We start from the raw sequence: 13066 nt of genomic DNA, 5'->3' as shown, positions 1-13066 counted from the left end.
GTAAGCGATTTTTATATAATCCAAATTTCCTCTTCCTGTTTAATAAGCGTTAAATTTATTGTAAGTTTGTATCTTTTTTACTTGTATATCAACCATTAATTCATCAAATGTATAAGCAATTTTCATTGTTTTTGCTCACACTTATACTCCTTTGGTTTGCCATCAAAAGTTCACCCATAGGAGCTTTAAATAATACGTTTTTGCCTTTTTCAAAAACGGAAAAGAAGGTGTTGAATGACAAGAAAATTGTCAAAAAAACTCGTGTACTTCAAGCTCCTAAATTCATCAATCATAGTCAGTTATTAGAAAATCAATGGGTTGATAGTATTTTCACTTCAATGGATAATGACCAAAAAATTGGTCAATTTTTCATGGTGGCGGTCAATCCAACGCATGGAGAAGCACATTTTAAAAAACTCGAAAATCTAATTCAACATAATTATATCGGTGGCTTGATATTTTTTCAAGGCGAACCCACTTCTTATGCCAACCTGAATAACCGTTTTCAATCAACTACAAAAATTCCTTTGTTGGTGGGTATTGATGGAGAATGGGGTTTGGCAATGCGTGTAAACGCTACAATGGCTTTCCCTAAACAAATTACTTTGGGGGCGATTCAGGATAATTCATTAATTTACGACATGGGTACAGAAATTGCCCGTCAATGCAAACGGTTGGGGATTCACCTAAACTTTGCTCCTGTCGTTGATATTAATTCTAATCCTCAAAATCCAGTAATTGGCTTCCGCTCTTTTGGTGAAATTGCCGAAAATGTTGCCGCCAAAAGTAGTGCCTATATGAAAGGCATGCAGAACAATCAACTTTTGGCTTGTGCAAAACATTTTCCAGGTCATGGCGATACGCATAGCGATTCGCATTTTACTTTACCACAAGTATCGTATGGTTTCGAACGTATGCACGATATTGAGCTAGTGCCTTTTAAACAACTCATTGAAGATTCTATCAAAAGTGTTATCGTTGGTCATTTACAAATTCCTTTCTATGACTGGCGTCCAGCTACGCTTTCACAAAGTATCATTACCAATTTATTGAAAAAAGAAATGGGTTTCAAAGGCTTGGTCATTACCGATGCCTTGAATATGAAAGGCGTGCGTAGTGGCAAAGGAGTTTCATCTGGAGAAATTGATTTACAGGCATTTATCGCTGGAAATGACATTTTATTGTACTCCGAAAATATTCCAGAGGGCATCAGTAAGATTAAAGATGCCATTCAATCGGGTGTAATTCTACAAACCGAAATTGATAACCGTGTCAAAAAAATACTTCATGCTAAATATTGGGTCGGTTTGAATCGCTTCAAATACATTGAAACCAATAATTTATATCAAGAATTACATACGCCTGAGGCACAGCAAATCAAGCAAGAATTATTTGAGAATGCGATTACCGTTGTGAAAGATACAAGAAAGCTTTTACCGCTTTCAACTGAAAATAACAAATTGGTTTCGGTCAGTTTGGATATTGCTTCAAACAATCGTTTTCAACAAGCATTGGCTTCTTTTACGTCGATGCCACAGTATTCGAATGTAAATAAAAACGATGAAAGCTTTTTCAATGAAGTATTAAAAAATGTAGATTCAACTCAAACCGTTATTCTAAGTGTTCATAACATCAATAAAAAATCTGCTAGCAGATTAGATTTGACTTTTGGCGTACAAGATTTTATCAAAAGACTTGAGAAAAAAACTGCCAACGTAGTAGTCTGCGTATTTGGGAATCCTTATAGTTTAAAATACTTTCCTGAAGTATCTAATCTAGTTTGTGGTTACGAAGACGACGATGCCGCTTATTCTGCCATGGCAAAAGTACTTTTTGGACAAATTCCTGCCGTTGGTAAATTGCCAGTTTCGGTAGAAAACCTGTACAAAGCTGGCGATGGAATTACGCTTAAAAGACAAGGCCAATTAGAAAAAGCCACGCCTGAAAGCGTTGGAATGAATCCAGAAGTACTCAAAGGCATCGACCCAATTATTGCTTCATCAATTAGTCAGAAAGTATTTCCGGGTTGCCAAGTATTAGTTGCCAGAAAAGGAAAAATCATTCTGAATAAAAACTATGGACAGCTTGCGTATGAATTAACAAGCCCACCAGTAACGAATCAGACGGTTTATGATTTAGCTTCTGTTACCAAAGTATCGGCAACACTCCAAGCTGTAATGTACCTTTATGACCAAAAGAAGATTGCTTTAGACGAAAAAATCGTTACTTATCTTCCAGAACTCAGAGGAACAAACAAGGAAAACATGACGATTCGTGATGTTCTCTGGCACCAAGCAGGATTGGTTGCTTATATTCCTTTTTGGGAAAAAACACGCATTCCTTTAGGCTGGAAAAAAGAATATTATAGCGATACGCAGTCTTTGGAATATCCATTAGAAGTAGCCGAAGGCATGTTTGCCAAAACTGCTATTCGAGATTCTGTTTGGAAGTGGGTCATCAAATCTCCATTAATCAATAAACGAGATAAAGACGGAAGCTTTAGCTATGTTTATAGCGACTTAGGCTTGATGATAATGCAACATCTTGTAGAAAGAATGCTTGGACAAAGTTTGGATGTTTTCACAAATTCATACTTGTATGAACCTTTGGGCATGAAAACAACAGGATTTAATCCTTTGAAAAAAATAGAAAAAGCCAAAATTGCACCCACCGAAAATGATAGACTTTTTCGAGGAAAAGAATTACAAGGAACCGTTCAAGACCAAACCGCCGCCATGTTGGGAGGCGTGTCAGGGCATGCAGGCTTGTTTAGTTCAGCCTCAGATTTAGTAAAATTATTTGAGATGAATCTTGAAAAAGGAAGTATTCATCAGCTAAAATTCTTTAGTGAAGAAACTATCAACGCATTTACCAACAGTATTTCTTCAAAAAGTGACAGAGCTTTGGGCTGGGATAAACTTCCAGCGGATGGCGAAAGTAATTATATTTCGGCTTCGGTTTCGCCAAGTTCTTATGGGCATTCAGGTTATACGGGCACTTTGGTTTGGGTAGATCCAGAAAAGGAATTGGTTTTTATTTTTCTTTCAAACAGAGTACATCCTTCGGCAAGTAATAATAAAATTAATGCACTGAAAATCAGACGAAAAGTAATGGATGTTGTTTATAAATCAATTGAAAAACAACAGTAATACGTTTTTCAACTCGTAAAAAAATAGAATAACCACTCACGAGTTGGAAACTCGTACTACGAAAAAAGCCTTCCGATTCACATCAGAAGGCTTTTTCATTTTATACAATTCAGAAACAAGTCTTATTTCTTGCTTCATTTATCTTTCAGTCTAAAAAACTATTGATCTAACAAAATTTCAAGTTCTTTCTTGAATTCAATCAATAATGTTTCTTTCATCGAGATTTTACGTTTTTGAGTGTTGATTTTATTCATCACCAATTTGTCTCCCATTTGACCATTATAATTGGCATCAGAGATGAATGAATCCAATTCATTTTTCTCTTTTTTAGTCATGTAATCCATTTGATTAATCATGATTTTCAATTGCTCAATTCTTGGCTTTTCATGTAAAGCTGGATGACGATAGCTAATTACTCTCAACAAGTAATTCATTTCGAAAATCTTATCACAGATATTTCTGAAACGTTCAGCAATACTTCTATCAACATTTTTGGCAAGAGCCGATAACTCTTTCCATTTAACTAAATATCCTTTTGCCTTTTCAGAAGTTTGTGGAATCAAATCTTGTTGTTTGAACAAACCTTCTAATTCGGTAGTCATATCCTTCATTTGTTGTACTCTAGGATCAACTCTTGGTGTTGATACAATTCCTTTTTCACGGTTGTAGCGCTCAAAGAAGAAATCGCTTGAACGTTTGAATTGTTTCCAAAGTTGGCTTTGCTTTTTAGGCGGCACCTGACTAATGGTTTTCCATTCACGTTGCAAATCCTTGATTTTAAGGAAACCAGCATCTACATCTTTTTCATAACGTAAATTACGAGCTTCGTCAACAATACGTTGAAGCGTAGCAAGTTTTTCGTCGATGATGCGGTTTTTCTCAGCATAATATTCACGACGTCTTACGAAGAAATCATCTACAATACCGTTGAATTCTTCTTCAACGCCATCTTGCAAAGATTTATCAACAGGTCCTGTTTTCAACCATTTGGTTTTAATTTCCATAATGGTTTCCGTAGTTACTGCCCAATCTTCATTCTTGCTTGCTTCTCTCAACTCTTCAATCAAAGCTCTTTTAATTTCAAGATTTTTGATTTGGTTGTGCAAAATAAGCTCTCTTAGTTCCAATTCTAAGCCATCCAAGCGTTCAAGCAAGGGCATAAAATTTCCTAAGCCATCAAATTCTACGAGATTTTTGCGAAGTTGAAGTAGTTTGGTAAGATAAGAGCCTTTGTTCTGAGCTTCTTCTACTTGTTCAAAAAGTAAGGATACTTTATTTTCGGCAATCGTAAAACGATTCACAAAATATTGTAGGGCCTCCTCTTCTGTGTTTCTAACAACACCAATCTGACGTTCTGGATATTCTGAATATCCTTTTAAATAGACCTTACCATCTTTACAATAGCCATAGTCGGCGGAGTTCTTAACTGTATTTTCCATTGGTTTACATTACATGATTAGAGTGTCTGGCAAGGCTCATAACTCTAAGAGATTCATGGTTTAGGTTGAATTTATTTTAGTAGTTTTGTGATTGTTTAAAATTCTATTTTACTTATTTGTTATGAAACGATTCTGATTGAAAATAATTTCAAAATTCTAAAATTAACAAATTTTGAAAATGAAAACTCTTCTAACACCTAAATTTTCCGCAATTTACTGATTTTCAGCAAAAAATCTAATGATTTATCCACATAATCCATGTATTCTGTAAATTTTTATTTTAGCGCATAAATCAAGCCCAAAATAAAGGATAATTGAATATTAATTGCACTCAAAACCATTAAATTATTTATTAAAAAAATCTTTAAGAGCATTACAGCCCAAAATTCATTGAATTTTAGCCTCATAATTAAACTACCTGACAAGAAAGGTAAGGAGGCTTTAATTAAAAATACTATCTTTGAATGAATGATTAAGGTTTTATTTTCAGAACAAAATCATTCTATTAATTTTTATAAAACGACAACTAATTATATTAAACGATAAATTAACCCAATGAGTCAGGAAACAATTATTTTTTCTATGGAACGTGTTTCTAAAACGGTTCCACCCCAAAAACAAATACTTAAAAATATTTACTTATCATTTTTCTACGGAGCAAAAATTGGCGTATTAGGGCTAAATGGCTCAGGGAAATCTTCTCTTTTAAGAATCATTGCTGGTAAAGACAAAAGCTACACTGGCGACATTGTATTTTCGGCTGGTTATTCTGTAGGAATGTTGGAACAAGAACCTGAACTCGACCCAACAAAAACTGTAAAAGAAGTAGTAGAAGAAGGCGTTGCTGAAATTGTAGCTTTATTGAAAGAATTTGATGAAATCAACGAAGCTTTTGGCGACCCAGATGCTGATTTTGATAAATTATTAGAACGCCAAGGCGAAGTACAAGAAAAACTTGACCACTTCAATGCTTGGGAATTGGATACTCGTTTAGAAAGAGCGATGGACGCTTTGCGTTGTCCTCCTTCTGATGCCAATGTTGCCAACCTTTCTGGTGGTGAAAAACGTCGTGTGGCTTTATGTCGTTTGTTGTTACAAGAGCCAGACGTATTGTTATTAGATGAACCTACCAACCACTTAGATGCTGAATCTGTATTATGGTTAGAAGAACATCTTCGTCAATATAAAGGAACGGTAATTGCCGTAACTCACGACCGTTACTTCTTGGATAACGTAGCGGGATGGATTTTAGAATTAGACCGTGGCGAAGGTATTCCTTGGAAAGGAAATTACTCTTCTTGGTTAGAGCAAAAACAAAATCGTTTAGCACAAGAAGAAAAGACAGAGTCTCGTCGTCAGAAAACTTTACAGCGTGAATTAGAATGGGTACGCATGGCACCGAAAGCACGTCAGGCAAAATCTAAAGCACGTTTGGAAGCTTACGATAAATTGATGTCGGAAGAAAACCGTCAGAAAGAAGATAAATTAGAATTATTCATTCCTGCTGGGCCAAGATTAGGAAATAAAGTAATTGAAGTAAACAATGTAACGAAAGCTTATGGCGATAAGTTATTGTTTGATAATCTTACTTTCTCTTTACCGCCTGCGGGTATTGTTGGAGTAATCGGGCCAAATGGTGCGGGTAAAACAACATTGTTTAAATTGATTACTGGACAAGCACAGCCAGATGCAGGGACATTTGAAGTAGGTGAAACCGTACAAATGGCTTATGTTGACCAAGAACATAACCAATTAAAAGGTGAAAAATCTGTTTTTGAAACCATTTCTGGTGGGACAGAACATACTTTATTAGGAGGGAAACAAGTAAATGCTAGAGCTTATGTAAGTAAGTTTAACTTTAACGGAGCTGATCAAGAAAAGAAAATTGGTAATCTTTCGGGTGGAGAACGTAACCGTGTTCACTTAGCGATGATGTTGAAAGAAGGTGCTAACTTACTTTTGCTAGATGAGCCTACCAACGATTTGGACGTAAATACTTTGCGTGCCTTAGAAGAAGCCCTTGAAAACTTTGGAGGTTGTGCAGTAGTCATCTCTCACGACCGTTGGTTCTTAGATAGAATTGCAACGCATATCTTAGCTTTTGAAGGGAATTCACAAGTATATTGGTTTGAAGGGAACTTCTCTGATTATGAAGAAAACCGCAAAAAACGTTTAGGTAACGATGCAACACCAAAACGTATTCGTTATAAGAAGTTGGGAGAGTAATTCAACATTATTCTCAGCAAAAAAGCCATCAAAATTGTTTAAAATCAATTTTTGATGGCTTTTTTATGTTAAAACTTCGGACATTTCAATTCGCCTTTTCTTGGGCGGACATTTCTCTTCGGTTGAATTAAATCGCTGAAAGTATATGAAATCGATAATTCATGCGCTCCACCAGTCGAACTTAATCTTGAAATCGTAGCATCGTAGCTATAACCAATCGAAAAATTATCTTGTCGATAACCGACCAAAAACACTAAAGCATCGTGACTAATGATACTTGTGTTATCTTTCTTATATGTTTTAATCGGAATTCCTCTGTACCAAGCTCCAATGACAATTGGCGAGTAAGTTAAGTATGCTCCCACATCTAATTGGTCAGATTGTCCCTGACGTCTATAATGAACAACGGGCGTAATACTTTTCTCTCTGTCAACGGCATCTCCTAAATTATTTCCTAACATATAATCATCTAAAGGAATATTAAAACCTGCTTGAATACCAATTCTGACAGGTAAAACTGCATTTTGATTTGAAAAAGATTGATTTGGCTGATTGATATGATGAACAGATGCGCCAACCCAAAATTGTTCTCCATAAACAATTGCTCCTGATGAAAAATCCCAGTATTTCAATTGTGGAGTAAGATTATTTCCACCTTGTAAAATTTGGTCGGAAGAGTAACGAGGATAAGCCCCAGTAGTCAGATAAGTATTAATTTGGTCGCCAAAAGTATAATCTGCAAAGTTTACTCCACGGGTTACATACGAACCTTGAACCCCTAAATTGGCTCTTAGACCATCACTTATTTTGAGGTGATAAGAGTAAAAAGCTCCAATATCAGTCGTGGTTAAATTAGTAAACTGACGGTCGGAAGTAAGTAATAAGCCAACTCCACTTTTCAATTTCTCCAAATACAAATCAGCAGAAAGCGATGAAGTAACAAAATTAGCGCTTAATGATGGCCATTGATTTCTATGATTCAAACTCACTCTAGGAGCTTTTGCAGAACCCGCAAAAGCAGGGTTTAAAAACATGGGCGCTGCATAAAACTGTGAATATTGTGGATCTTGAGCCTTTGCAAAAGACCAAGATAAAATAATGAACAATATCAACAGAAAACTTCTTTTTAACATGGAATTAGGAATGGTTATGAGTATCTTCATCAGCGATTAATCATACTGTTAAATATTAGTAAAATATTTTTATCCAAAAAACAATTAGCCTACAAAATGTACTTTCCCAACACGAATCTGTACTATTTAATGTTTTCTATAATTTTAAACAGTAAATTTCGTTAAAAAAAGCGCTACATTCCCCTAAATTACGTTGATATAATCAATACCTCTATTGTAAAATCATTTTTAAAAACTCATGGACGAAGCAAATGGTTTTGTTTATGTTAATGTAGAAGAGCCTAAATTTAAAGAAGATTTTGTCATTAAAATCAATATTTTTAATAAGTATTTTAACATCCAACCTTTTAGGTATAATAGCTGTCTATATCGGAAGCAAAGAGTATTTTCATTTTTTATAACGAAAGAATGTTTAGAATTAGTAGCATACAACGATTTTTTTTGCTCATCACCTTTGTTTTTTTAACATGGGCTTGGTCAAATACGGCTCATGCTCAATTCAGTGTAGCAAAAACTTGTTTATCAGAATGTTCAGATACGACCGCTGCAACCGTTTTTAAAGATTTGGTTGCTACTCCAGCTACAGCTTGGCAATGGGATTTTGGTGACCCTGCCAGTACCCTAAAAAATACTTCCACTTTAAGGAATCCAGCACACTTATACACTACTCCAGGCATAAAAACCGTAACGCTTGTTCGTACAGAAAGTGGTGTGCCAGTTACTTATACCAAAACATTTGAAATTTTTGCGCCACCGCAAGCTTTCTATTTGGGAAAAAACCCTTCGCAGCAAGATACCACTATTTGTAACGGAGATGTTCTTACATTGAACCCTTACCCTAATGGAGGAGCTCAACCACAATATGAATACATCTGGTTTCCTAAAGGTCAAACTACTCAAACACTAATCGCTGATACTACAAGCTGTTATTCTGTACAAGTAACCGACCCTATTACGGGCTGTTCTGCTCAAAATAAAATCAATGTGCAGCTTTGTATTCCACCACCGCCAAAACCTGCCGAAACCTCTTGGTACTTCGGTAATAATGCTGGTATTAAATTTTCAAATGGCTCGGCTACGGCTGATACTGAAGGAAAATTAAATACGGTAGAAGGAGTTTCATCCATAGCTGACCAAAATGGTAATTTACTTTTTTATACAGATGGACGAAAAGTATATGATAAAGATGGGACGGAAATGCAAGCCGTATTTCCTACTGATACCTTGAAGGGAAGCTCCTTTTCAACACAATCTGCCGTAATTGTGCCACAGCCTAGTTGTCAGGGTTGCCAGTCTTATTATTATATTTTTACGACGACAGAAATTAATGGACAAAAAAAACTAACCTATTCAATTGTTGATATTCGAATGAATGAAGGGAAAGGGAAAGTAATTGCCAAAAATTTACCTTTAGATGACGTTTCTTCTACCGAAAGTCTAATCTCAACTTTTGTTAAAAAAGACTCAACTTATTGGGTAATTTCTCATGATTATAGTAACAATACTTATAGAATGTATCGTGTTACTAAAAATGGAATTTCTATTTCAAAAACCATTAATATTGGTTCAACGATAGATTCTCCAGAAAAAGCAGAAGGCTATTTAAAGGTTTCGCAAGATGCGACAAAATTAGCCATTGCTATTCCCGGTGGAACAAGAAATCTTGTGGAATTATATGATTTTGCAGATTCAACAGGAGCGATTACGAATAAAAAGACAATTGATTTAGGACCAGCCCCACCAACCGTTTATGGTGTTGAGTTTTCGCCAGATAGCAAAACGCTCTTTGTTACGATGAAAGCTGATACCATTAAAAAACCGGGTACATATTCTTCTTTGTTGCGTTATGACTTAACACAAGGAGATGAAGTGTCTTTGGCAAAATCTAAAATCACGCTAGATTCATCAAAAAAAGAATATTACGGTTCTGTACAACTAGGTCCAGATGGAAGAATTTATTTAGCCGTACAAGGAAGTGATACTTTGGGTGTGATAAAATTACCGAATGATACTGTTTCTTATACCAATGCCACTAAAGTAGCAATAGATACGGCTTACTATCAAAGAGATGCTTTTAGTTTAAATGGAAAAACCAGTCAATTGGGTTTACCAACTACTACAACGGTAGTAATTACAAGAGGTTCTGGAGTAGGTATTATGGCGTCGGATACTTGTTTTGGTTCTCCCTCAAATTTCCAGACGAATCATCTTTGTGAAGGAGAGACTTTTAAAAATACTCATACTGATTGGCGATTTTATGCTGGACCAGCACCACAACCTAACGCAAAGGGAGAATACGTCCCTGTCGGAACACCCGTTCATTCCGTCAATGGTGGTGATGGAGATGCTGGCTTACAAGTTTCCTATACTTTCCTTGCGCCGGGCAAATACCATGTTTTTGTAAACATGGGCAATAAATGTAAACCTGATTCTTTACTTCCTCCGCAAGAGTTTGAAATATTTGCCATTCCCAATGCAGATTTAGGCAATGATATTAATCTTTGCCAGAATACAACTACTTTAAATTCGGGAAATACACTTCCTGATAGCCATTACTTTTGGTTGATTGACGGTAGCTATTTACCAAGAGATACGCTGAGAACTTTAACAGCAACAAGGTCTGGAAAATACACGGTGTTTGTAGAAAAAAATGGTTGTATCGCAGAAGACTCTGTTAAAGTAAATCTCTTTTCGGCAAAACCATTTAATCTTCCAGCAGATACAACTATCTGTCAGAATTCTTCTTTTACTTTATCCGCACTCAATGCGGGTAGTAGCCCCACAAGTACATATTTATGGAATACAGGACAAACGACACCAAGTATTGTAGTAGTTCGTCCGGGTACTTATTCTGTAATCGTTAAAGAAAGTACAACCAATTGTGAAGTAAGGGACCAAGTTGTGGTTAGTGCATTGCCCAAACCAACTTTTGTGGTCAATAAAACGCTGCCAAGTAATTGTAATATCAGAGACGGACAAATTGCCATTCAGAGTTTATCGCCAACAGATAATTACACATTTGTTTGGTATAAAGATGGCGTACTTATCGCTGGACAAACTAGAAACTCCATTAGAGGTTTAGATGCTGGCAATTATCGTGTAACCATCCAAAGTAGAATTGCTTGTGATACTACTTTCAATATTCCATTATTAGCATTGGGTAATACCAAACCTAATATCGTAGTAAGACCAACAGATACTTATTGTGATGTACTGAACGATGGCTCAATAGCTTTTACAGTAAATGCAAATAGTGGTATTCAGCCAATTACTTTTGATTTAAAAATCAATGGTAATCCTGATGTAACTATTAAAAGTGGTTCGGTTGGTTCAATATTGGTTTCATCAAGAAATTACTTAATAAATGGATTGGGTGCTGGAACATATACTTTGGAATTAGAAGATGCTTCGGGTTGTAAACACATTGAAAGCCCACTGATTATTGCAGTAAGACCAAGAACAGTAACCACTATTTCAAGACCACCAATTGAATGTCTGGGAGAAACAATTGTCCTCCAAGCCGTTAATACTGCTGGTTCAATTTTATGGAATACTGGCGCAACAACGCCTAGCATTAATGTAACACAGGCAGGTATTTATTCAGTTACAGTAATTGATTTTACAGGAAAATGTATCAGTAAGGCTAATTCTTTGGTTTCGTTCAAGCCACTTCCAGTGATTAATGTAAATGTTCCAAACGAAATTTGTACTGGAACTCGTCCTGTACAATTTACGGCTAGTCCAGCAACTGGTACTTGGTTTGGTTCAAATATTAGTTCAAATGGGCTTTATACTCCTCCGTCATTAGCACAAAATGATAATGTTCGTTATGAATTAACAGGCGCAAATGGTTGTGTAGGCAAAGTTGCTAGAACAATTACAATTTCGCCATCACCAAAAGTAGATTTAGGTGCGGATAGAGATGTTTGTAGAAATGGCATAGATTTCATCGGTACAAATCTTGAAACTGGTGTTACTTATCGCTGGAATACTGGACAAACAACCAATATTATTTATCCAACTCAACAAGGACGATTTACACTAAATGCCAATTTGGGTAATTGTAGAACGACGGATGATATTGTGATTCGTTTATTGCCTTCACCATTTATTCCATTAAAATCTGAAGTACCATTGTGCGTGCCAGATGCTTTACCTATTAAACTCGATGCTGGCGCTGGCGAAGGATTAACTTATCAGTGGTTTCCAGGTGGACAAAATAGCCAAATAATTTCAGTATCAAATATTGGAATTTATACGGTAGAAGTAACCAATACTTTAGGCTGTACGAGTCGTGCAAGTACGAATGTGGTAGATAGATGCGAACCAAGTATTTTAGTACCTGATATTTTTACGCCAAATGGCGACTTCCAAAATGATTCGTTTCAAGTATTCACGGCACATATCAGGGATTTTGATTTAAAAATTTATAACCGTTGGGGCGAATTGCTATATACTTCAAAACGCACAGATGAACCTTGGGATGGCAAATATAAAGGCGTTTTATTGAAACCAGATTCATTCGTTTGGGAAATTACTTATACGGCTGAATATTTCCCAGATAGAGGAAGGCTCAAAAAACAAGGTGCTGTTACGATAGCTTGGTAAATGAAAAGCGTTGAAAACCATTTGAAGTTTTCAACGCTTTTTTGTTTTTAGATAAACAACTCATGGCATGACTATGGGATTGTTTGACAAATTACTGTAAGTCATGCCATGAGTAAAAAATCCACATAACGCCAGATGAAAGCCTTATATTAAACAACTTACGCCGTTGCCCGTGTCATCAAGGGAAATATTTCGTTGATTTGCCTATTAAGCTCGTGGAGACAAGAGGAACGAAACAACATATATCTAAATATTAATGGCTATTCACTAAATGTAATGGACATATATCTAAATGATGATGGCTATTCACTAAATGTAATGGACATATATCTAAATGATGATGACTATTCACTAAATGTAATGGACATATATCTAAATGATAATGGCTATTCACTAAATGAAATGGACATATATCTAAATGATGATGACTATTCACTAAATGAAATTGACATATATCTAAATGATGATGGCTATTCACTAAATGAAATTGACATATATCTAAATGATGATA

5 protein-coding genes are annotated in these 13066 nt (G+C 35.7%); 3 read left to right on the top strand and 2 right to left on the bottom strand.

What is annotated here, in order from left to right; translation table 11 throughout:
- Window positions 1–107 precede the first annotated feature (107 nt).
- Window positions 108–3149, top strand: coding sequence for a serine hydrolase domain-containing protein (locus tag ABID42_RS13160; protein WP_367284037.1), 3042 nt, complete (start codon window positions 108–110; stop codon window positions 3147–3149).
- 158 nt (window positions 3150–3307) lie between these two features.
- On the opposite strand, the gene ABID42_RS13155 is transcribed toward ABID42_RS13160, so the two are convergent.
- On the bottom strand, window positions 3308–4588 hold the full coding sequence (locus ABID42_RS13155) for a DUF349 domain-containing protein (protein ID WP_323260633.1): 1281 nt from the start codon (window positions 4586–4588) through the stop codon (window positions 3308–3310).
- A gap of 555 nt (window positions 4589–5143) precedes the next feature.
- Here ABID42_RS13155 and ettA point away from each other — a divergent pair.
- Window positions 5144–6814 (top strand): energy-dependent translational throttle protein EttA, encoded by a 1671-nt coding sequence (gene ettA / locus ABID42_RS13150; protein ID WP_323260635.1) that lies wholly within the window; start codon window positions 5144–5146, stop codon window positions 6812–6814.
- Between the two features lie 68 nt (window positions 6815–6882).
- Here the strand turns inward: ettA and ABID42_RS13145 are convergent, their stop codons facing one another.
- Window positions 6883–7977, bottom strand: a complete 1095-nt coding sequence (locus ABID42_RS13145) for a PorP/SprF family type IX secretion system membrane protein (RefSeq protein ID WP_367284036.1) — start codon at window positions 7975–7977, stop codon at window positions 6883–6885.
- A 411-nt stretch (window positions 7978–8388) separates the two neighbouring features.
- Between ABID42_RS13145 and ABID42_RS13140 the strand changes: the two genes are divergently transcribed.
- Window positions 8389–12555, top strand: a complete 4167-nt coding sequence (locus tag ABID42_RS13140) for a T9SS type B sorting domain-containing protein (protein ID WP_367284035.1) — start codon at window positions 8389–8391, stop codon at window positions 12553–12555.
- Window positions 12556–13066: the final 511 nt, after the last annotated feature.

Source organism: Arcicella rosea, from assembly GCF_040543805.1.
GTDB classification, from domain to species: domain Bacteria; phylum Bacteroidota; class Bacteroidia; order Cytophagales; family Spirosomataceae; genus Arcicella; species Arcicella rosea.
This window is presented reverse-complemented; position numbering and strand designations above follow the sequence as displayed.

Bases quoted from the DNA above. Each gene is read 5' to 3' on its own strand.
- ABID42_RS13160 (WP_367284037.1), top strand. From the start codon at position 108: ATGTATAAGCAATTTTCATTGTTTTTGCTCACACTTATACTCCTTTGG.
- ABID42_RS13155 (WP_323260633.1), bottom strand. From the start codon at position 4,588: ATGGAAAATACAGTTAAGAACTCCGCCGACTATGGCTATTGTAAAGAT.
- ettA (WP_323260635.1), top strand. From the start codon at position 5,144: ATGAGTCAGGAAACAATTATTTTTTCTATGGAACGTGTTTCTAAAACG.
- ABID42_RS13145 (WP_367284036.1), bottom strand. From the start codon at position 7,977: ATGAAGATACTCATAACCATTCCTAATTCCATGTTAAAAAGAAGTTTT.